17 protein-coding genes are annotated in these 22015 nt (G+C 45.1%); 15 read left to right on the top strand and 2 right to left on the bottom strand.

Features of this window, described 5'->3' with window-relative positions:
* The first annotated feature begins 149 nt into the window (after positions 1-149).
* The 7 genes from V6669_RS30010 (at position 150) to V6669_RS29980 (ending at position 6997) form a co-directional block, all read left to right on the top strand.
* Positions 150-2273 (top strand): 5'-nucleotidase C-terminal domain-containing protein, encoded by a 2124-nt coding sequence (locus tag V6669_RS30010; protein WP_338589579.1) that lies wholly within the window; start codon positions 150-152, stop codon positions 2271-2273.
* Between the two features lie 201 nt (positions 2274-2474).
* Complete coding sequence (locus tag V6669_RS30005) at positions 2475-3593, top strand: GNAT family N-acetyltransferase (protein ID WP_338589577.1); 1119 nt, start codon at positions 2475-2477, stop codon at positions 3591-3593.
* A 365-nt stretch (positions 3594-3958) separates the two neighbouring features.
* Positions 3959-4504 carry a 50S ribosomal protein L25 gene (locus tag V6669_RS30000; protein WP_074092862.1) on the top strand — a complete coding sequence of 182 codons (546 nt, stop codon included), beginning with the start codon at positions 3959-3961 and terminating at the stop codon, positions 4502-4504.
* A 410-nt stretch (positions 4505-4914) separates the two neighbouring features.
* A complete protein-coding gene (locus V6669_RS29995; RefSeq protein ID WP_074092861.1) occupies positions 4915-5532 on the top strand; it encodes a hypothetical protein in 618 nt (205 codons plus the stop codon).
* 12 nt (positions 5533-5544) lie between these two features.
* The gene (locus tag V6669_RS29990) at positions 5545-5823 is read left to right on the top strand and encodes a hypothetical protein (protein ID WP_338589572.1); all 279 of its coding nucleotides are present in this window, start codon (positions 5545-5547) and stop codon (positions 5821-5823) included.
* Between the two features lie 28 nt (positions 5824-5851).
* Positions 5852-6412 carry a DUF4303 domain-containing protein gene (locus tag V6669_RS29985; RefSeq protein WP_338589570.1) on the top strand — a complete coding sequence of 187 codons (561 nt, stop codon included), beginning with the start codon at positions 5852-5854 and terminating at the stop codon, positions 6410-6412.
* Between the two features lie 243 nt (positions 6413-6655).
* A complete protein-coding gene (locus tag V6669_RS29980) occupies positions 6656-6997 on the top strand; it encodes a hypothetical protein (protein WP_338589568.1) in 342 nt (113 codons plus the stop codon).
* Positions 6998-7081: 84 nt separating this feature from the next.
* Here the strand turns inward: V6669_RS29980 and V6669_RS29975 are convergent, their stop codons facing one another.
* Positions 7082-7804: a YheC/YheD family protein gene (locus tag V6669_RS29975; protein ID WP_338589566.1), complete on the bottom strand. Its 723-nt coding sequence runs from the start codon at positions 7802-7804 to the stop codon at positions 7082-7084.
* 453 nt (positions 7805-8257) lie between these two features.
* Here V6669_RS29975 and V6669_RS29970 point away from each other — a divergent pair, with 453 nt between their 5' ends.
* The 5 genes from V6669_RS29970 to V6669_RS29950 all read left to right on the top strand — a co-directional run bounded on the left by V6669_RS29970 (position 8258) and on the right by V6669_RS29950 (position 16024).
* Positions 8258-9352, top strand: a complete 1095-nt coding sequence (locus tag V6669_RS29970) for a bifunctional glycosyltransferase family 2/GtrA family protein (protein ID WP_338589564.1) — start codon at positions 8258-8260, stop codon at positions 9350-9352.
* Positions 9352-11643 (top strand): glycosyltransferase family 2 protein, encoded by a 2292-nt coding sequence (locus V6669_RS29965; protein WP_338589562.1) that lies wholly within the window; start codon positions 9352-9354, stop codon positions 11641-11643. The genes V6669_RS29970 and V6669_RS29965 overlap by 1 nt, the downstream gene beginning before the upstream one ends.
* Before the next feature lie 11 nt (positions 11644-11654).
* Positions 11655-13508: a hypothetical protein gene (locus tag V6669_RS29960; RefSeq protein ID WP_338589560.1), complete on the top strand. Its 1854-nt coding sequence runs from the start codon at positions 11655-11657 to the stop codon at positions 13506-13508.
* A 192-nt stretch (positions 13509-13700) separates the two neighbouring features.
* Complete coding sequence (locus V6669_RS29955; RefSeq protein ID WP_338589558.1) at positions 13701-14840, top strand: 5-methyltetrahydropteroyltriglutamate--homocysteine S-methyltransferase; 1140 nt, start codon at positions 13701-13703, stop codon at positions 14838-14840.
* A gap of 419 nt (positions 14841-15259) precedes the next feature.
* Positions 15260-16024, top strand: coding sequence for a leucine-rich repeat domain-containing protein (locus V6669_RS29950; RefSeq protein WP_338589556.1), 765 nt, complete (start codon positions 15260-15262; stop codon positions 16022-16024).
* A gap of 149 nt (positions 16025-16173) precedes the next feature.
* Here the strand turns inward: V6669_RS29950 and V6669_RS29945 are convergent, their stop codons facing one another.
* Positions 16174-17265 (bottom strand): GntR family transcriptional regulator, encoded by a 1092-nt coding sequence (locus V6669_RS29945; RefSeq protein ID WP_338595090.1) that lies wholly within the window; start codon positions 17263-17265, stop codon positions 16174-16176.
* Between the two features lie 434 nt (positions 17266-17699).
* Here V6669_RS29945 and V6669_RS29940 point away from each other — a divergent pair, with 434 nt between their 5' ends.
* The 3 genes from V6669_RS29940 (at position 17700) to araA (ending at position 21928) form a co-directional block, all read left to right on the top strand.
* Complete coding sequence (locus tag V6669_RS29940) at positions 17700-19325, top strand: FGGY-family carbohydrate kinase (RefSeq protein ID WP_338589554.1); 1626 nt, start codon at positions 17700-17702, stop codon at positions 19323-19325.
* Between the two features lie 213 nt (positions 19326-19538).
* Positions 19539-20234 carry an L-ribulose-5-phosphate 4-epimerase gene (locus tag V6669_RS29935; protein WP_047840995.1) on the top strand — a complete coding sequence of 232 codons (696 nt, stop codon included), beginning with the start codon at positions 19539-19541 and terminating at the stop codon, positions 20232-20234.
* 275 nt (positions 20235-20509) lie between these two features.
* The gene (gene araA / locus V6669_RS29930) at positions 20510-21928 is read left to right on the top strand and encodes an L-arabinose isomerase (RefSeq protein WP_133386379.1); all 1419 of its coding nucleotides are present in this window, start codon (positions 20510-20512) and stop codon (positions 21926-21928) included.
* Positions 21929-22015: the final 87 nt, after the last annotated feature.

Below are 22015 nucleotides of genomic sequence, written 5' to 3'. Positions count from 1 at the left end.
TGTCTTTATTTTTAGCTAGTAGAAACTATGCATCTCCTCTATCAATCTCCCAACTTTTTTACATACATTTTATATATTTTATGATTTTCATGAATTGAACTATGGTAAAATATCTCAGGATCTAAAATTGGAGAGGGGTTTTTTCATTCATGTTTTGGAAAAAAGTTTTGGGTAAAAGCACACTGCGTGTAGCTACTGCTGCACTATTACTCACGCAACTATTGGGCGCAGCGGGTTCTGTCTCTGCCGCAGGTAACGATGTAGAAGTACACTTGATTGGAATCAATGATTTCCACGGCCAGTTAGATACCACATCAATCGTGGGTGATAAGAAGGCAGGAACGGCTCCAATTCTAGCAACCTATCTCAAAGAAGCGCAAGCCAAATATGAACACTCCCTACTCTTCCATAATGGAGACTCTGTTGGTGCATCTGCTCCAGCCTCATCTTTGGATCGTGACGAGCCTACCATGGAATGGATGAATATGATGGGCTTTGATGTAGGGTCCTTAGGGAATCATGAATTTGACCAAGGTGTCGCTGCTTTGAAAGCACAAATCTTTGGTGGCCTTGATCCAAAAGAAGGAAAAGTAACGCATGCCGGTGCAAAATTTGATTACGTCAATGCAAACGTGATTGAAACTGCCACAGGAAAAACATTGATTAAGCCGTATGTGATTAAAGAAGTGGGCGGAGTCAAAATTGGATTTATCGGACTAGTCACGAAATCCACACCTGCCAAAGTATCTCCATCTGGGACAGCTGGCGTACGTTTCTTAAGCCCAGAAGAAGAAGTGGAAGCCGTTAATAAATATTCCAAAGAGTTGCAAGACCAAGGTGTAGAAACGATCATTGTTTTGGCACATGATCCAGCAACAACCAAAGAAGGCGTAACTACTGGAGAAGCAGCTGATCTGGCAAAAGCTTTACCGGCGGATTCCCCTGTTGACGTTATCGTTGCAGGTGACAATCATGCTTTGGCTAACGGTGAAGTGAATGGAAAGTTGATCGTTCAAGCTTATTCCTATGGTACGGCGTTTGAAGATATCAAGTTGATGATTGACCCTGCTACCGGGGATGTAACTGAAAAATCAGCGACTGTTACAACGACTTTCCAAGAGGGTGTAAAAGAAGACCCTGAATCTTTAGCTATTATTAAAAAATCATTGGACAAGCATCCTGAGCTGACGAAGCCAGTAGGTACAACGGATGGTTCTGTTACCCGTACAGATGCTTATAATAACGAAGCCCCTCTAGGAAACCTCATTGCAGATTCAATGCGTGAAGCAGACTTTGGGGATAAGGCAAGTGCTGCTGACTTTGCATTTATGAATCCAGGCGGTATTCGTGCGGATCTGCCACAAGGCGATGTGACCTTTGCTGATCTTGCCAAAATCCAACCGTTCGGTAACACTCTAGTGAAGCTGGAACTGACTGGCGAACAAATTAAAACTTTGTTGCAACAACAATGGGGTACCAACGCTGACGGTACACCTAATACCAAAACACTTCAAATCTCTGGTTTGAAATACACTGCAGATTTCAATAAGCCGGTCGCAGAACGTGTTACTGGTCTTAGTCTTGAAGATGGTACACCTATTGATCCTGCAAAAACATATACGGCTGTAGTTAACAACTTTATGGCTGCAGGTGGAGATAACTATAAAGTGCTGCTGGATGCTAAATCATCCCTGGCAGGTCCTATCGATCTGGATGTATTCTACCAGTACATCGTAGATACGTATAAAGGCGGTAGCATCGAAGCTAAAAATGAAGGACGTATCACAAACCTGGCTGCATCTACCGAGCCAACAGAAACACCTGTAACAACAGAAGTCATTTCTCGTGCTGAATTTGTAAGTGCTCTGGTCGACATGTTGAAACTTAACGAAGTAGCGACAGCACCTGCATTCAAGGATGTTGCGGCTAATGCTGCATATGCAGATGCGATTGCTGAAGCTACGCATGCTGGATTCATCCAAGGTTATGGTGGAAACTTCTATCCTGATCGGGATATCACGCGTGAAGAAGCTGCTACCATTCTTGCTAAATTGGTAAAAGATCAAGCGACTGATAAAGACGCTGCTACGATTATTGCTAGTTTCGAAGATGGTAAATCGGTGTCTGCCTATGCAATTAAACCTATGGCAAAATTGATTGACAAAGGTATTTTTGCTGGAACAGATAAAAAATCACTTCAACCTAAACAAGGTCTTACTACTAACGATGCAAAAGCATTGATTGAAAAAGCTGTTGCAGCAAAAGCTTCATAATTTAGAACTTATTCAAACTTTATATGAGAACAGGAAAACACATCCGATTGGGAGAAGTCTATATCCCAATTAAGGATGTGTTTTTTTCATGCTTACATGTGGTCGACCTCTTCTACGTTGCTGGGCAGGATATTGAATATGCTCCTAGAATTATGTTTTGGAAGGCTGTTTATCAATATTGATGTTGAAAGGATAGGGCAAATGACTGAATACAGAATGGCAACTCCAGATGAGCGTGAAGAATGTATCGATTTAGCCAACTATGCTTTTCACTTGGATTTTGAAACCCTGATACCCAAAGGGTATGGGAAGAACGTAGATTCTTCTGCCATGCATAAGGTTGCTGTAGATGAGGAAGGTAGGCTGCGCGCGCAGGTAGCTGTTTTTCCAGAGCCTCTGACGGTATGTGGCTATACCCTGCGAACCGGCTATTTGGGTACTGTATCGGTCCATCCACGGGCGCGTGGCGAAGGACATATGAAGGTGCTCATGGACATGTGGCTTGAGGAACTGCGCAATACGTGTGATATGGTTGTATTATATGGTCAGCGGCAGAGATATGAGTATTTTGGCTTCACGCTTGGTGGTGTAAAGCTCAAGTATATTGTGGGAGAGGCCAATGTGCGCCATGGCTTAAAACATGTGAACGACACAGGAATATCCTTCGGGCCGTTCTTCGAGATTGAAGGAGCAGAGTCCTTTGCACTTAGCATCAACACCTCGCGGCTTGCTTATGTTGAACGTACAGTGCAGCAATTGCCGCTTATTTTCAGCAGCCTCCATCAAAAGGCGCTGGGCGTTCTGGATCAAGGTAAACTGATCGGGTATCTAATTGTAAATGAAACAGGCGATGAAATATCTGAATTTGCGTTGGAAAATGAGGCAGATATTTCGCGGACGATTAAGGCTTATATGGTACATAGCAGATCGGATCGTATATCTATATTTACGCCGGAATATGACATTCCGCTGAATACGACACTTGGCAACATTGCGGAAGACTATGTTATTGAGACATCGGATATGTATCATATTCTGGACTTTGCCAATGTATTGGAGGCATATCTGACACTCAAATTCAAAACCACAGGGATAGTGGAGGGAGAATTCTCAGCAGTTATGGACGGTCAGCCGATTACTGCGCGAGTGGATGCGAGTGGTGTGACTGTCGAGCGATCTGCTAAGACCGATGCCGTTGTCCTTGATAAGCAGCAGGCTCAGGCGCTTCTACTTACACAACATGGCCGTTATATGGCAGTTGCTGCGCCCATTGGGTGGTTTCCACTCCCGATATTCTGGTACAAGATCGATAAATTCTGACGAATCCAACGAGTATTAAGGATATATAAATTAGAGATGAGGACATGAAGGCCACTCCACGTCGGGTGGTTTCTATGCTGATCAACGATGCGGACAGGATAGAGACACTTTTGATCATATTATGGGGTTATATCGACAAAAGGATGTTTCTATGATAGGGTGGAGGCATCCCATAGGCATTCTACTCTTCGGAGTAGAGTGCCTTCATGTATATTATGGGAGCTTACATTAAATGTATTTTAAAATCAATTGGATCGTATATGGAGGTGGTGATGCTATGTTTCTCTCTTTAGCCCCAACAGGGGATGGTTGGATGAGTATTAAAAATGTGAAAATATCATTTAATAAAGAGGAGCGAACATAGCATGACTACTAGTTTTCAGGCGGAGACCCGCATTCCATTAAATTCTTCTCGACTTAAGGATCTACGTAAATCCGGGCGTTTGCCAGGTATTGTTTTTGGCAGAAATACGGAGAATGAGATGATTCATATTCCAACAATAGAATTTCAAAAGTGGTTGAAGCAAGGAGCGTCTGGTTTTATCGAATTGCAGTTTGAAGAGAAAGGCCCATTGACCGTATTGTTGGAAGACCTCCAACGTGATTCGGTTACACGAGATTTGATTCATGTGGATTTTCAACAGGTGCAGACGAATGAGATCATGCGCACGAAAATCCCTGTCAAGTTCAACGGCACACCGATTGGCACAAAACAGGGCGGTGTCGTGCAAGTTCAATTAGCTTCTATTGAAGTGGAGGCATTGCCGAGACACTTGCCAACGTCGATTGAATTTGACATTAGTACTATGGAACTTGGAGAAACGCTACATGTAAGTGATGCAACCTTTGCTCCAGATGTGACGGTGATCTCTGAGGGGAATGAGTCTCTTCTCTCTGTAGTTAAACCTTAACAATTCCAAATTCGCAGAGCTGAATAAGTCAAAATTAGCCGTACGGGTGATCATCCGTACGGCTAATTTGTGCTGATCACGATATGTTGGCGTGCCCCCATCCTCACAAAGCGGGTAATCTAAAATTCACCTTACGTATGTCTTTTGCTCGCGTACAGGCGCAATGATCCTGATATTTCGCTACCCTTTCAAAGTTCATTCGCAAAATTCAGGTGTAAAGTAGGTAGACTCAGGAAAGGTAATCACTATAATGGAAATAAGATACATATAAGTTGATATATAAGAACAGATGTGGATGAATTAACGCTCAATATAGAGATAGAGATAGAGATGAGGAAGATCGGTGGGTAAACCTGAACTGCTAAGGTCAATGGCATAACATTTCTAAACAGGGCGGTGAGCGAAAAAAAATGGACAAATTAAAGAATAGCGGATTCTATAAACTGAGATTCTTCATCACTCCTGAAGAGTTTAAAAGCCTTTTGCAGCTTTTGGAGCATCGGCAAGCGCAATTCTATCGTACCAATGCTGCCCGAACAGAGCATGATTATAATCAGGTGTACGAGGAGTATCAGACGTTCTATCAGTATTTTGTGGCAGGAGAAAAGAGAGATGACATCCATCCCTTCTTTGTTTACTCTATTTCTATTGCATCGGATCAAGAAAGTTCAGGATTTTTTGTGAGAAATGAAGGGGTTTCTTTTCCATATCACGGACAATGGGCAGAGGATGAACTGCCGTGTATCTTGCTTTCATTTCCGAAAGGTTTTCAAGTTAATTTGGAAGATGAAAAAGGAAAGTACTATATATATGAGGATATCCGGGACCATAAGCCGCTAACCTATGCGCTTTTCGATGAAATAAGAGACTCGATCAAAAAAATGACCAAACCCCTTCGCTTCTCAGCCCATGATGCAGATGCGATGAAGGAGCAAAAGCCCTCTGTGCGTATAAGCCATGATGCAATGCACGACTTGAGCCAATCGTGGATATTCAGTAAATATGGACTTGTGATTCATGGCAAATAGGAGGGGGACGAAATGATGTTCGCCCTAAAGCTTATCTGTACCTGGGTACTGCTAGTTGCCTCATGTTGCGCAGTGTGGTGGAGCTTTAGAACAGAGAAGCTTATAACCATCTCATGGCTGGCATTTCTGCTACCGGCTGTCTTCCAGCTCGCTACCGCTTTCCGGATCGGTCCAGGCCAAGCAAAGTCACTCATCGTGTTCGGCTGCATCAATCTGGTGTTTGCTATCCTTGTGGGTGCGGGTGTCTGGTATCTAGTCCAAGTAGCCAATTCATATCGAAGGGGCAAATGATCAACGAATGGAAAGGGGAACTCCAATCATGAAGCCAATGCAAGAAATAGAGACACTGGCCATAGAGATCGCTGCTGCCGCCAGAACGTCTTTTTGCACTCTTTTTGAAAATGGTGAACGTTACTATTATTGTACGTTATACACTACTGGAGAAGGACATGCGCCAAGCATCTCTGCCTGGTCGTGGGAAGCTTTGGCGTTGGAGTCGGCTAGGCAAGCAGAGGAAAGTGATACGCCGGTCTCCACGATTGCGGATCTCATCAAATGGTCGTATGCGGATTCGCCCTATTGTTGTTTTCAGGATGATCACTTTGACGATGTCAAACAACGATATAACGAGCGTCCTTTCATTGCGGATCTGGAGTATGATGATTGGAATCGGGAGTTGGATGTGAGGTTGAGCGCTATGGAGCTGGCGATGAAAATGCTCGATGATGAAGGCATATTTGCCTTAAATCAACTGCGAGAATCGGTATGTGTCCTTGTTGAAGTCATGCCGCCGGATAAGATCAATACCGAAATTGCTTTACGTTTGAATCGGGCGGAATCTCCGGTGTTGCAAGCATGGTTGGCGGAGGCGGCAGAATAGAAGCATCTGCAATGGGGAGTTTTGACCGTCTATGATGTACCGTTTCGACTCAATTGGCTCAATAAGATGATAGTGACAGTAGTTCTATAATTCTCGAACCACCTTTGTACAGTAAAGGGTGGTTCTTTTTGTTGTTTGCGACCACTGTACAAACACACTTTTTCTGCCTTGTCCACATTTATACCTCACCAAAACTATTTAATTGCATCTAATAGATTATCAATAAAAAAGGAGGTTTTGAGAATGGGAAATAGAAGACCTGGAGCACCTAGAGGTGGTTATGACCCTGTTCAGATCTATAACTCGACTTCGTTTAATGCGAGTGGAGTAGTGGAGTATGCATCCATCTTTTGTAGCAACGATAGATATAGTGTTCAGCGTGATGAGACTTGGAGATCTTCCGGCCGTGGTGTGTGCCTGGTAACTAGAATCACTGCGACGGTTAGAACACCGAGTGGAAATATTGAGGCTGAACCGTATACCTCTTCTGGTACTTCATACAGCCAGTTCGCCATTATACAGGTAGGGGTAAATCAGTTCCGAGTGACACGTGTTACAAGTGCGACTAGAAAATGCCGGAAATAACCGAAGAGGGTTAATATCAAAAACAGGTACTAAACAGGAAGAGACGACTGGCTATGAGTAACATGCTGGTCGTCTTCTTTTGCTTTAATGTTCTTTGTACCATAATATTCTGCGGTGCATCGAGGAATCTTTCAAAAGTCGGAAAGGCCGTAAGGCTGGTTGATAATTGCCTTCGATAATCCAAATTCGCCGTTTCTTGTCGATGGCTATATCGAATCCAACTTGTCTAAGCATAGGGTAATGCTCTCCCAATCGTTTGGCAGCTAATCGTGCAACTTGTTCCGCTCTGACAAGTAAGCGCCGATCTCCAATTCGAGCTAGTCTCAGTGCTTTAAGAACTGGAATGGGGCGGTTATTCACATTGGTGACTTGGTATCCTTGTGCAGCGACTTTAGCATAGGAACCTGTCACGTTCCAAGTGGACGAGGAACCCTTTTTGCGCTGAACCATGATCCGAATGTCGAACGGCCTGTGTTTAATTTGAGCAAGCTGCAGACGCTTTTGGACAATATATTCATCACTTTTGATTGTTTGTTCGAACCATTCCAGTAACTGCTCGTTGTCTCTCATGGTGACTGTGTTGTTTTCATTTTGAATACGATAAGCATTTACACCGCTTCGTTTAATGAACAGGATACCCCTTCCGTAACTGCCATTACGAGGTTTCAGTACAACGCTGGGATACTGAAGAAGCATCTTCGTTAGCGTATCCTTCTCAAGCAACTGTGTTTCTGGCAAACGTTCAGCGAGAGAGGGCTCATCGCGCAGAATGCCATACTGCAACCATTTGTCTCTTTCGAATAACATTGGAATCACAGCCTTTTTCAATCGTCTACGGTAATTCTAATTCAAATTCGTGATCCGCATAAGTGGCCATTCGTCCAGATTTGTAAGTCGATGCATGTCTAATCGGTCGATGGAGACAGAAGATGAACTTTTGCGAAAAATGACTGCATTCTGGGAAGGCGTTCATTCATGCTTTGAGTGGCTTCTGGATACGCAGGCTCACTTCTATTACCACCGTGGATAACGGCATGCCATGCTGGTACATGTCCTGAAACAAGAGCCAAATGTGAAATGGTTTGAGGAGTACTAGACTAACCCTCTTATAGTACTTTTTGCCTATTAAATAGCTTATAAAAAAGTGCGACTTTATTACCAATATATATACAGATTATTCGTTTACTGTATGCCTTTTCGATGTTATACTCACAATATTCAAAAAAATTGTTGAAATATGTCGAATCGAGGCTTATCAGGATGATTATAGGTAAACAAAACGGCGAAGCGATCATCCTCATTCCATCACTTGAACCGGATGAGAGACTTCCAACCTATGTACGGCAATTGCGAGAGTATGGCTTGACCAATATTGTTATTGTGGACGACGGATCGGGTGAGGCCTACCAGTCGATTTTTGAGGAGCTTCGTGAGAATGGTTGTGCTCTGCTAACACATGCGGAAAATCAGGGGAAGGGTGCAGCACTCAAGACCGGATTTCAGTATATTGCTCAGCAATTCGATGCATCTTCCTTCGTTGTAACTGCTGATTCAGACGGACAGCACGCGGCTGAGGATGTCTACCGTATAGCCCAAGAAGCAAGGCTTCATCCAGATTCGTTGGTGCTCGGGGTAAGGAACTTCAGTGAGGGGAACATACCGCCAAAGTCCCTGTTAGGCAATCGGATGACCTCCTTTATTTTTGCCATGCTGTATGGTAAAAAGCTGTCAGATACCCAGACTGGGCTTCGTGCATTCGGTCCCGGGTTACTTGCGTTTATGCAGGATGTACGCGGTATTCGGTTTGAATATGAGCTTCAGATGCTCATCTCGTGCATTCAGTCTGGCATACCGATTCATACCATGCCAATCCAAGTCATTTATGAAAATGGCAATGCGGGCACTCATTTTAAAGCAATCCAGGATAGTACCCGAGTAATGGGTGTGTTGTTCTCCAATTTTCTGCGGTTCATTTCATCATCGGTGGCCAGTTCTGTTGTTGATTTGGGTATTGCCTGGTTTTTGATCGACGCGTTGCGGCCCATGTTGGGTGAGCAACACTATCTAAGAATTCTGCTTGCAACTGTGATTGCGAGAGTGATTTCCATTGTGGTCAACTATGTACTGAACAGACACTTTGTATTTCGCAAAGAGGATAGCCAGGGAAGTCTATGGCGCTATCTGACGTTATGCGGAGTGGTGATCTTGCTTTCCAGTACCGGTGTATATATATTCCATACCGTTCTCTTCGTAGATGAGAAATTGGCGAAATTCGTCTGTGATGCCTTGCTGTTCCTGCTCAGTTTCCAATTGCAGCGAAGATGGGTATTTGCAGCAAGGAGGAAGCAGCTGTAGTGCAAAACGAAAAAAGGCAGAATATCTTTTTTGTCATCACGATGATCCTGATGTCGATTTATTTGGTATGGCGTACGTTCTTTACGTTGCCATGGGGTGAAGGCGTATTGAACGTCATTTTTGGGATGCTACTGATTGTGGCTGAAACGGTCACCGTACTGACAACCTTTGAATTATTCTTTCAAAAGATGCAAAAAGAACGTACACAGCTCGACTTTCCAATCGTTCCGCCGGAGTACTATCCGGATGTGGATGTATTTATTGCTACGCATAATGAGCCTGTTGATCTGTTATATAAAACCGTTAATGCCTGTACGTTCATGGATTACCCGGACAAGCAGAAGGTTCATATCTATCTCTGTGACGATGGAGCAAGACCAGAGGTAGAGGAGCTTGCCAGACAGTTTGGCGTGGGATATCTGGGGTTCCCCGGAAACAAGGATGCCAAGTCTGGTAATCTGAACAATGCACTGAGCAAAAGCTCTTCGCCGCTCATTGCAACGTTTGATGCGGATATGATTCCACAGCACACCTTTTTGATGAAAACGGTACCCTATTTCATGCTCTCCACGTTTATTAAGGAGAATGAGGTATGGCGTCCTCGTAGGCAGGACGAGATGGACCCTAAGTTCAAGCTTGGGCTGGTACAGACCCCGCAGAGTTTCTACAATCCCGATCTATTCCAGTTTAACCTGTATGCAGAGCAAGGCATTCCGAATGAACAGGATTTCTTCTCCAGAGAAGTGAACATCCTGCGTAATGCCTCCAATGCGGTAGCCTATACAGGAAGCAATACGATCATTTCCCGGCAAGGCATGGAAGACATCGGAGGTTTTCCGCTGAATACCATTACCGAGGACTTCGAGACAAGCATCCGCTTGCAGCAGGAAGGTTATATTACCTATGCGACTCAAGAGGTTCAAGCTGCCGGTCAGACGACAACAACAGTGAAGAGCATGATTAAGCAGCGGATTCGCTGGGCAAGGGGGATTATTCAGAGCCTGCAGAATACGCGTGCACCCATATCTGGGAAGCTTCCTTTCTGGACGAGAGTGACCTACTTAAGCAGTTTCTTATACTGGTGGTCTTTCTTTAACCGGTTGATTTTCATTTTGGCACCTATTTTGTTTGCGTTATTCGACTTCCAGATTGTGAACACAACCTTCTGGCAGATCTTAATATTCTGGCTTCCTTCTTATTTCTTCTACAGTGTATCCATGCGATATCTGTCCAGTAATATTCGGAATCAGCGATGGAGTCAGGTTATCGATACCATATTTATGCCTTATCTGATCTGGCCTGTTCTCCTGGAGACGCTGGGTATTCGTGAGAAAAAATTCAAGGTTACCAACAAAAGCAGAGCAAGCGGTCGACAATGGATGTCTGCTCTAATATATGCCCTTCCGCATATCTTCTTGCTGTTGCTTTCCATTGCAGCCGTGATTCGGTATGTCAATGGCAAGTACGGCATTGCGCTGTTCTTCAGCAGTATCATTATTTTCTGGTTGATTCATAACATGATTGCGCTGTGTTACGCCCTGTTCTTCATGATTGGCCGCCGTGCGTATCGGGAGACGGAACGGATTCGGGCGCAGGAGGATGTCACGATTCATGACCAAGCCAACAATCTGCGATATCAGGCGAAAACGGTGGATGTATCCGAACAAGGGATTGCCTTTTATGTCCCTTATCCCATTTATTTGGCTGAGCAGAAGATCATCTCTCTGGTCGTCAAAACCGAGCGATATGAGGCGAACCTCGATGCAGTCATCGTTTATGTGAAACAGGATGGGGAGGGCTGGCGTTATTCTGCAACGGTTCAGCCGGTCGATGAGAATGATAACCGCCAATACATGCAAATCATCTACGACCGTAAACACTCATTGCCAGAGCAGATGAATCTGTGGGATACGGCTTATGACGATATGCTTCGCAATGTGAAAAAACGGATTGTTCAACCCAGATCGGATCAGCGAAAAATGCCGCGGCTTTCCCTTCAGCTTCCAGTTCATTTCACCAATGATGCTAGCTGTACGCTGCGCAGCTTCAATTATCGTTTCTTTTCCGCGACGGGTTTCCATGGTGATATTGCGGCAGAAGCGGTCGTTACTTTTTATACGAAGAGTAATATTGAAGTCATTTTGCAACATACGGGAAAAACGACAGCCCGTGAGCGCGAAGTGCTTCTCTCGGTGGAGAATATCGATGATATTGTGGAGAAGGGCCTGATCGACCAATTGCTGACAGATCTGATTCAGCCACATTCCGATCGTTCCACCAGAGAGGGTTAGGAGAGATAAAGATGCTCATTGTGCTTCATTTTGTGATGGGAGTTTTATTGATATTCTCCTTTCTTGGTTATATGCAATTTGTACGGAAGGCACTTTCACTACGTTGGGAATTCATCCCTGTATTCGTGTTTTCATCGATTGCCTGCTTTGTATTTCTGAGTGGTTTGGCAGGGCAGCTCTTTACGGGCAGCCTTGTCATCCTGATTGCAGGTTTGCTTTTGTATGGGGGAATGTTGTTTCTCAGGCTGCGCCGAGGGGCCTCATTACGGATGTCCTTTTCCATATTTCAATTTTCATTCCTGGCAGGGACTTTTGTTTTCTTGCTGTTGCTCTTTCAGAACCAGTTAACACATTACGATAATTTCTCCCACTGGGCTATCGTATTGAAGCAGATGCTGAGTACAGATGCCTTTCCGACGCCAGCCTCCAACCTGATTGATTTTAAAAACTATCCGCTGGGGACTTCGTCATTTATTTATTATGTCTGTCGCTTCATGGGGCATTCCCAGTCCGTGATGCTCTTGGCACAAGGGTTGCTTATCTTTTCCTGTTTTTATGCCATGTTTGGCATTGTTTCGGAGAGGAAACGCTTTCTTCTGTACGCCTTTCTCGGACTTGGGTTATCTACACTTTCTTTTTTCAATCTTACGATTCGGATCACCAATCTGCTTGTGGACTTCTTGCTTCCGATCTACGCGCTCGCGATCTTGGCGGTGATCTACCAATATCGTAATGAGATCAAAAAGGCATGTATTGTTGTTCTTCCGCTTGCGGGATTACTGACCATCATCAAAAGCACGGGTATTATTTTCGCTGCGATCGGTCTGATTTTCTTAGTGTATACATGGCTAAAACATAAGCAAAAGTTCGATTGGAAAACAGCACTCGCTGTCGTGGGTACGATCTGCGGTACGCTGATTCCCTACTTCGGCTGGAGCTGGCGAATGGCAACGGTGTTCCAAGGCATCGATAACAAGTTTGATGTGGCTACTTCGGGAATTCAGGCCGGCAAAACGCCGGAGCAGATGCAGGAGATTCTGTGGACTTTCCTGAAGGCCAGTACGGATCTGACGACCCGGCCAGTGATCGGCATTGTTATTTTCCAGCTTATCGCAATCGCAGCATCTGTATTTGCCATCGTTGTGCTCAAGAAGAAGTGGAACTTATGGAAAGCATTAATTGCTTTGGACGTTGTACTGTTACTGTATTATGCAGGTATTCTGGCGTTGTATCTCTTTTCCATGCCACTGGATGAAGCCATTGTCCTGGCGGGCTTTGAGCGTTATGCATCGAGTATCGTGGTGCTGTTCGCCGGTGGGCTGGTATTGTGTGCTGCAATCGACTTGGAGCGATCATTTCACTATCGGATTGGTGAAGTGCCTGATTATCAATCCTTTAAGACGGTTGAGACAAAAGGTCATTATCAGAAAGGCATTATCGGGTGTATGGCGGTTGCCGCCACCATCCTTTTGTCCGAATACAATGGTATTGTCTCTATCGCCCAAAGTTATGATACAACGCTCCCTTACAAGATTAATGCGGTTACTGGTGATCGGTGGTACTCAGGTGGACAAGAGGATAATAACAGATATCTCTTCTACGCCTCAGACAGGGACCAACAGGTCACGAACTATTACATGCAATATGTAGGGAAGTATTTCTTGTATGCTCCTCATGTGGACGGGATTGTGTTGTTCTATGAGGATAATATGGATAACCTTCTGAGTGGTTACGACTATCTGGTGGTTGTGGAGACGGATCTCAATGCCAAGTGGTTGCTGAAAAAGCATTATGGCATCGACATGCAAGAGGGGATCTACAAAATCACCCGTGCCGGGGATCAGATCGTTCTTACATTGACTTGAGATCATAGATGTTGAGATCCTGTTCAGGTTATCCGTTCAGGTAAGATGGAATACATGATTGTATATAGAGTCCGCTTAAATATAGCCCGTTATAGCTAATAACTATAGCGGGCTATAACTCTTTCGTAGAACAGTTATTCCGATCGGATATGTTATATTTAATTCTATAATGATAAACGGGGAGATTAAACTATGAGCGTACAAACAGAACCTAAACAACGAACAGTCACTCCATTTCGATATGATATTGTGGGCAGTTTCCTGCGCCCGAGTGCGTTGAAGGATGCCCGATTAAAATACCAGAACGGCGAAATTACCACGGAACAGTTGAATGAAGTGGAGAATGCCGAGATTGTGAAACTTGTACAGAAACAAAAAGAGGTTGGCCTTCAGGCTGTAACGGACGGCGAATTCCGCCGCTCTTGGTGGCATCTGGACTTCTTCTGGGGACTGGATGGTGTAGAGCGGACAATCATTGAGGAAGGCTATCGTTTCAACGGTGCGACATCCAGACCGGAAACAGCTCGTCTGAGCGGCAAAATCAGCTACACTAGTCATCCATTTGTAGCGCACTATGCCTTCTTAAAAGAAGCGGCTGGGGAAGACGTTGTTGCCCGTCAATCCATTCCAGCAGCAGCCCAGTTCCTATTCGAATTGGACCGGGCAGATAATAAGGAAAGCACACAGGCCATCTATCCGAACCGTCAAGAGCTTCTTTCGGACATTGCCGGGGCGTACAAAGCGTCCATCTTGGCTCTCTATGAAGCCGGCTGCCGCAGCATCCAGATTGATGATTGCACGTGGGGCGCATTATGTGACCAACAGTTCATCACAGTGATGGAGCAGATTGGCGTTAATGTGGAAGAGTACGCAAACGAACTCGCAAAACTGAACGAAGATGTGGTATCTGGCCTGCCGGAAGACCTCGTGGTAACCACTCATGTCTGCCGCGGTAATTATGTTTCGACATTTGCAGGAGTTGGTGGCGGTTATGAGCCGATTGCGCAGACACTACTGAGCATCGATAACTACTCTGGATTCTATCTGGAGTTTGATACGGAACGGGCTGGTGACTTCAAGCCACTTCGTTTCCTGAAGGACAATCAGCAGGTTGTACTTGGCCTCTTCTCTTCCAAATTCGGAGAGTTGGAGAACAAGGAAGATATCCTGAAACGGATTGAGGAAGCTACACAATATGTTGATCTGGATCGAATCTGCCTGAGCCCACAATGCGGCTTCGCTTCCACGGAAGAAGGCAACCATCTGACCGAGGAACAGCAATGGCGCAAGCTTGCCTTCATTAAGGAAATTGCTGAAGAGCTCTGGAAGTAACCTTCGTTCGCAGTGTCATTCATCATTCACACATGTGTTGTGCATAAATAAAACTGCTAAATGAGCCGTACGGACCATCATCCGTATGGCTTTTTGGTGTAGTCCTCACTTTTGAGTGGATGTTTGATCAGAGCCCATAACAGCCAAGAGAGTGAAGCAATGGGATAGAGATGAGATTAACGGATCAGGAAGCGGCATGACTGAGGAAGAGGTAAAGTCACTGGGGACTCCGTTTTATTCATTGAAAACAAATGGGACAGGGCTGGGATTAATGATCTGCTAGAATATCGTGGGAAAGTATGAGGGCACTTACCATGAGACCGATAGGGGTTCTATTAAATTTGGATGAAGATAATATCCATGTATTTCATTCCAAATCATGGTATATTTCTAGTATTAAATGATTAAGGAGATTCTACATGCATAATCAATTCATAAAAAAGTTAATCGTACTTTGTTTGGTTTTTGTATTACTACCAGCAACAAGCGTTTTGGCTGCGTCGTCGCTTATTAAGGACCCGGTCTTGGCCAAAGTTGTTCGGACAGATTTGAAGATGTCGGCTAAGAAGGATATAAAGGTTGCCGATTTGAAAAAATTAAAATCCCTATATGCTATGGAAACAAAAAGTAAGATTTCTAACTTGCAAGGCCTTGAACATGCCGTGAATCTGACGGATTTAGTTCTACCCGGTCATAACGTGAAAAATATTACACCGCTCACCAAATTAAAAAAATTAGAGTTTTTAGCTTTGGATGGAAACCAGATTACAGATCTGTCTCCACTTTCAGGATTAAAAAATCTGCAAACTTTATTTATGGAAGATAACAACATCAAAAGTCTGACTCCATTGAAAAATATGCATAAGCTGAAAAGTCTATTCGCCAGCGGTAATCAGGTGACCGATCTGAGTCCTCTTCAGAAATTAAAGTTGGAATGGGTCCTTATGAATGATAATAAAATTCAGGATCTAACTCCTTTAAAAAATCATCCGACCTTGGAGTACCTTTATGTAGAAGATAACCTCATTGAGGATATTGCAGTGCTCGAGACCATCCCACATCTGACAGAGGTATATTTGGCTAACAATCCGTTGAATGAGCGTGCTGACCAGGTAGTAGAGAATCTGAAGAAAAAAGGCGTCATTGTAAGTTTGGTAAGCGATGAAGCGGATCAGGCGAAGTAAATTCTATTTGAAGATGTATATGTACGAAAAGGTTAATCCCTCATTATATTGAACAAAAACAAAGAAGGCCGCAGATACTCTGACGGCCTTCTTTAAGTATGTTGGACAGAAACGCTCGGTAACAACTTAACGCCCGTCCCACAACAATATTATTCCACTACGATCTCCTTCACCGTCTCCCCCTCAACCAGCACCGGCTGATAGTATGTGTTAGTTGGCAGATCCTTTTTGCCTTGCAGATTCTTGATCACCCAGTCGGCAGCATCGCGGCCCATTTGTTCTTGGGGGTGGGTTAGCGTTGTCAGCCTGATGTTGGCGTTCTTGGCGATGTACGAATTGTCCTGTCCAATGATGGATAACTCATCCGGAATCGAGATGCCGAGTTGCCTACAGGCGTGCACGACCTCCAGTCCCACCTCGTCGTTATAACAGACGATTGCGGTGAGCGAATCCCTGTTTTCGTCCAGATACGTTGCTACATTAGAGGATAACTCTGGTTTCGATGCGGTATCAAAGGAAAGCACTTGCTCAGGATGGAACCGTAACTTCGCTTCACCCAGCGCCTTGATGTACCCTTTCATCCGGTACTTGCCTTGTAGATCATCCATTTTGGCAATAATGCCGATCTGGGTATGGCCTTTGGCGATCAATTCCCGAGTGGCAAGATAGCTGGATTGCACATCATCCAGGCAGAAGAACGGAACCTCCAGCTCCTCATAGAACGCATTAATCATCGTAAACGGCACATCCTGCTCCTTGAATGACAGGTAGTACGCAATATTGGGATTATACAGATTACTTTTGGTCGGTTCGACAATCAGGCCATCCACGCCGTAGGAGAGCATCATTTCGAGGGCTTTTTTCTCCTGTGCCACATCATTATTGGTGCTGGCTAGCAGTAACGAGTAGTTGTCCTCATTCAGACGACTCTCAATGCCGCGGATAATGGACGGAAAGATATAATCCGAGATGTATGTCGTGATCACACCGATCGTTTTCTTCGACGTATTGCCGCCTGACCGCGATCGATATTGATTGCTAACGTAAGTGCCTGACCCCTTTTCGCTTCGTAAAAACCCTTCATTAGATAACTCCAAAATAGCCTTCCGCACCGTCTGGCGACTTACGGTGTAGCTTTCCTGTAATGCCAACTCGGTTGGGATCTGTTCGCCTATGCTATATGTCCCCGAAAGGATATGACTCTTAATATCATCAATGATGACCTGGTATTTTGGCTTCACGTAGTCCACTTCTTTCATCGTTACTCATCTATATCAATGTTGTTGTTCAAATAGTTGTACGTACATATTCTAGCATGATTCAGATGGGATGAAAATAAAACCGAACATTTTTCGAAATAAACCGTACATATCCAGCCTTTATGGATGGAGGTGTACCTTACAACATAGCCATTTTATAGCCATATAAGACCTTTTAATGGTCAAATAGAGTACATTTTGTGTCCTTTGTAAGTATAACTATTATATATTATTGACAAATGTACGTACAAAAAATATACTAAGGCTGTCAGAAAAGGAAAGCGCATTCTTTGAAAACACAACGGAACGCACCTATACAAAATTCATTATTAGCTACTGTCATAAGTAAGAGCTTCACCTTATATATGCATCCTTTGGGATGTGAAATCGCGACCGGAGAGGGGATACACGTGATTATGAGTCAACTGGACTTGAAAGAAGCCATTACCAAGGGCTCTACTTCGCTCGGTATTGAATTTGGATCAACGCGGATTAAGGCGGTGTTGATTGACGAGCGTTTTGAAACCATCGCGTCAGGCAGTTATGAATGGGAGAACCTTCTGAAAGACGGATATTGGACGTACAACCAGGAGGATATCATCACAGGCCTGCAAACGGCTTATCGTGAGATGAAGCAAGATGTGGAACAGAAATACGGAATTACGCTGCGAACGGTCGGTTCTATCGGATTCTCGGCCATGATGCACGGATATATCGCATTGGATAGCGCGGGTGAACTGTTGGTACCGTTCCGCACCTGGCGTAATGCTACGACGGGAGCAGCCGCAAGAGAGCTAACGGAACTTCTGCAATTCAATATTCCGGAACGCTGGAGCATCGCTCACTTGTACCAAGCAATCTTAAATGAAGAGGCGCATGTGCCACAGATCGATCACCTGACAACCCTGGCTGGATACATCCACTGGTTGCTGACGGGCAATAAGGCGATTGGGATCGGCGATGCTTCAGGCATTTTCCCAATTGACGAGTCTACACATAACTATCACCCATCCATGATCCAACAGTTCGACGAACAGATCGCAGGCAAAGGTTATCCGTGGAAAGTCGAGGACCTTCTGCCCAAGGTATATCTCGCTGGTGAGAATGCAGGTGTATTGACGGAAGCGGGAGCCAAGTTGCTCGACCCTTCGCAATATCTGCAAGCAGGCATTCCGCTCTGTCCGCCAGAAGGCGATGCCGGAACAGGTATGGTGGCAACGAATAGCGTGCGAAAACGTACGGGGAACATCTCCGTGGGCACATCCGTATTTGCGATGATTGTACTGGAGAAGGAATTATCCAAAGTGTATCCCGAGATTGATATGGTCACCACGCCAGATGGTAGCCCAGTAGGGATGGTGCATGCCAACAACTGTTCCAGTGATATCAACGCATGGGTGGGATTGTTCCGCGAATTCTCTCAAGCGATGGGATATGAAGTGGATAACGGCAAGTTGTTTAGCGTGTTGTTTAACAAGGCTTTGGAGGCAGACCCTGATGGTGGTGGCTTGCTCAGCTACGGTTACTACTCAGGTGAGAACATTACAGGACTTGAGAAAGGCCGTCCTTTGTTCGTCCGCTCCCCGGAAAGCAACTTCAATCTGGCGAACTTCATGCGGACACATCTGTTCAGTGCCTTTGGTGCACTCAAGCTGGGTATGGATATTTTGACGGAGGAAGAGAATGTAGCCATTGATAGTATTTTGGCTCACGGTGGCCTATTCAAGACCCCTGTCGTCGGACAACGGATTGTAGCTGCTGCGATGAACGTACCGGTATCGGTAATGTCTACCGCTGGTGAAGGCGGCGCATGGGGCATGGCACTTCTGGCTTCGTACATGATTAACAAGGATCAAGAGGAAAGCCTGGATGTGTTCCTGGAGCAGAAGGTCTTTAGCGATGTTGAGGGAGTTGAAGTGGCACCGGATGCATCGGATGTGAAAGGGTTTGAAGCATTTATCGAACGCTACCGGAATGGACTCACAATTGAGCAATCAGCTGTAGATCATCTGGTAGAGGATGTTCAAAAAGACCGCTTTTGATTACGAAGGATGCCTAGTGGCATCATCAACATCGAATATGGAATTCAGCCGAAATAAGTAGGGGCTTACGAAGTATGTTTCCTTCGGAAACATTGCGGTTGCTCACGTAGCTCTATCTACGCTCCACTACTCCATTTCTAGCTTCATCCCATCTTCTCGGCACTGAAAACCGACTTTTTGAACACGCACTATTAGAGAACGGGAGGGAATAACATGTTAGAACAACTGAAAGAAGAGGTATTCCAGGCGAATCTGGAACTGCCCAAGCACGGACTTGTGAAATTCACATGGGGTAACGTCAGCGCAATCGATCGGGAAAGCGGTCTGTTCGTTATCAAACCAAGTGGCGTCAGCTACGATGTGATGAAAGCAAGCGATATGGTTGTGGTTGATCTGGACGGTAATGTGGTGGAGGGTGAGATGAGACCTTCCTCGGACACCGCAACACATGCCGTACTATATAAGCATTACTCGGAGATTGGTGGCATTGTGCACACACATTCCACGTGGGCGACCATCTGGGCGCAAGCCGGACTGGACGTACCTGTTATGGGAACCACACATGCGGACACGTTCTATGGTGCGGTGCCTTGTGCACGGTTCTTGAACCAGGACGAGGTGGATCGTGGATACGAAGCAGAGACAGGACGCGTCATTATTGAAACGTTTGAACAGCGTGGGATTGATGTTATGGCGGTTCCGGCAGTGTTGCTCCATGGGCATGCACCGTTTACGTGGGGGAAAGATGCCAAGTCTGCGGTGGTGAACAGTGTCGTGCTGGAGGAAGTGTGCAAAATGAACCTGTACGCGCGGCAGTTAAATAACTTCGCGAAAGAACTACCACAAGGCATTTTGGATAAACACTATCTGCGAAAACACGGAAAAGACGCGTATTACGGACAGAAGTAATTAGGTTGTGTATCAATAGGATGACACTAATCCAATCGAATAGGTCTTGTGCTACTACTGCCAACAAAGTTGTATAAAACTTTTACACGATAACGGAGAGTGCAGAACCAATCTGAAGAAGCGAAGCGCTCGCGTTTATCACAGGATTTTCCCTTTGCAAAAAGGGAATCAAAAAATCCGGGGATAACCAGCGATCGGAAGATGGTACTGCAATCGCAGTGTTCTAGTGTAAATCCAAATGTTCAACTATAAAATAATGAAATGAGGATGATTATATGTCAGCAGCAAAAGAATTCTGGTTTGTGGTCGGTTCACAGCACTTGTACGGAGAAGAAGCACTGGGCGAAGTAAAAGCCAACGCACAGAAAATCACGGATGCTCTTAATGCAAGCGGAGTACTGCCGTACCCACTCGTATTGCAGGATCTGGCGGTAAGCGCAGATAAAATTACAAGCACAATGAAGGAAGTCAACTATCGTGACGAAGTAGCAGGTGTGATCACATGGATGCATACATTTTCCCCAGCGAAAATGTGGATTCGTGGTACGAAGTTGTTGCAAAAACCTTTGCTGCACTTGGCGACCCAATTCAATGAAAGCATTCCTTGGGCAACCATCGATATGGACTTCATGAACCTGAACCAAGCGGCACACGGTGACCGCGAATATGGCTTCATTAATGCCCGTCTGAGAAAACAAAATAAAATCGTTGTTGGCTACTGGGAGCGCCCAGAAGTGCAACAACAGGTTGCTGACTGGATGGACGTAGCGGTAGCTTATAATGAAAGCTTTAACATTAAGGTTGCTCGTTTTGGCGATAACATGCGCAACGTGGGCGTAACCGAAGGTGATAAAGTTGAAGCACAGATCCAATTCGGATGGACGGTTGATTACTTCGGCATTGGCGACCTCGTGCAATACGTGAACGCTGTAACAGAGCAGGAAATCGATGATTTGATCGCTCAGTATGGAGACCTCTACGAATTCGATTATGGCACGAACAGCAAGGAAGCTTGGGAAGCCAGTGTACGTGTGCAAGCGAGTTATGAAATTGCGATTAAACGTTTCCTGGACGAAGGTGGTTACAGTGCCTTCACTACAAACTTCGAAGATCTGCATGGTATGAAACAACTTCCGGGTCTGGCTGTACAACGCCTGATGGCACAAGGGTACGGATTTGCCGGTGAAGGTGACTGGAAAACGGCTGCGCTGGATCGCTTGTTGAAAATCATGGCCCATAATGAGAACACAGGCTTCATGGAAGACTACACATATGAGATGGCTACTGGACAGGAAGCGATCCTGCAATCTCACATGCTTGAAGTAGATCCGACACTTGCCAGCACCAAACCGAGAATCATCGTGTCCCCACTGGGCATTGGCGATCGCGAAGATCCAGCTCGTCTTGTATTCGATGGTAAAGCAGGCGAAGGTGTCGTGGTATCCATGGCAGACTTCGGTACACATTACAAACTGTTAATCAACGAAGTATCCGCATTTGAGCCAACTGTTCCAGCGCCTAACCTGCCGGTAGCACGTGTTCTGTGGAGCGTGAAGCCAAACTTCCAGGACGGGGTAAAAGCATGGATCGAAAATGGTGGTGGTCACCATACGGTTGTATCCTTAAACCTGACGACAGATCAGATCGTGACGTATGCGAAGCTGGTGAATCTGGAGTACGTTATTATTAAGTAAAAGTTGAGTGGTAGCTACTGCCTGAACTCATACAAATTCTTTCTCTGTGGCCGGGGGTTAACCCTCGGCCCTTTGTTTGTTATGCTG

The sequence above is a fragment of the Paenibacillus sp. Y5S-9 genome (assembly GCF_036894235.1).
Taxonomy (GTDB): Bacteria; Bacillota; Bacilli; order Paenibacillales; family Paenibacillaceae; genus Paenibacillus.
This window is presented reverse-complemented; position numbering and strand designations above follow the sequence as displayed.

Excerpts from the sequence above, each read along its gene's own strand:
- araA (WP_133386379.1), top strand. The coding sequence starts at position 20,510 with ATGTCAGCAGCAAAAGAATTCTGGTTTGTGGTCGGTTCACAGCACTTG.
- V6669_RS29995 (WP_074092861.1), top strand. The coding sequence starts at position 4,915 with ATGGACAAATTAAAGAATAGCGGATTCTATAAACTGAGATTCTTCATC.
- V6669_RS29940 (WP_338589554.1), top strand. The coding sequence starts at position 17,700 with ATGAGTCAACTGGACTTGAAAGAAGCCATTACCAAGGGCTCTACTTCG.
- V6669_RS30000 (WP_074092862.1), top strand. The coding sequence starts at position 3,959 with ATGACTACTAGTTTTCAGGCGGAGACCCGCATTCCATTAAATTCTTCT.
- V6669_RS30010 (WP_338589579.1), top strand. The coding sequence starts at position 150 with ATGTTTTGGAAAAAAGTTTTGGGTAAAAGCACACTGCGTGTAGCTACT.
- V6669_RS29970 (WP_338589564.1), top strand. The coding sequence starts at position 8,258 with ATGATTATAGGTAAACAAAACGGCGAAGCGATCATCCTCATTCCATCA.
- V6669_RS29935 (WP_047840995.1), top strand. The coding sequence starts at position 19,539 with ATGTTAGAACAACTGAAAGAAGAGGTATTCCAGGCGAATCTGGAACTG.
- V6669_RS29955 (WP_338589558.1), top strand. The coding sequence starts at position 13,701 with ATGAGCGTACAAACAGAACCTAAACAACGAACAGTCACTCCATTTCGA.
- V6669_RS29990 (WP_338589572.1), top strand. The coding sequence starts at position 5,545 with ATGATGTTCGCCCTAAAGCTTATCTGTACCTGGGTACTGCTAGTTGCC.
- V6669_RS30005 (WP_338589577.1), top strand. The coding sequence starts at position 2,475 with ATGACTGAATACAGAATGGCAACTCCAGATGAGCGTGAAGAATGTATC.
- V6669_RS29950 (WP_338589556.1), top strand. The coding sequence starts at position 15,260 with ATGCATAATCAATTCATAAAAAAGTTAATCGTACTTTGTTTGGTTTTT.
- V6669_RS29985 (WP_338589570.1), top strand. The coding sequence starts at position 5,852 with ATGAAGCCAATGCAAGAAATAGAGACACTGGCCATAGAGATCGCTGCT.
- V6669_RS29980 (WP_338589568.1), top strand. The coding sequence starts at position 6,656 with ATGGGAAATAGAAGACCTGGAGCACCTAGAGGTGGTTATGACCCTGTT.
- V6669_RS29975 (WP_338589566.1), bottom strand. The coding sequence starts at position 7,804 with ATGTTATTCGAAAGAGACAAATGGTTGCAGTATGGCATTCTGCGCGAT.
- V6669_RS29960 (WP_338589560.1), top strand. The coding sequence starts at position 11,655 with ATGCTCATTGTGCTTCATTTTGTGATGGGAGTTTTATTGATATTCTCC.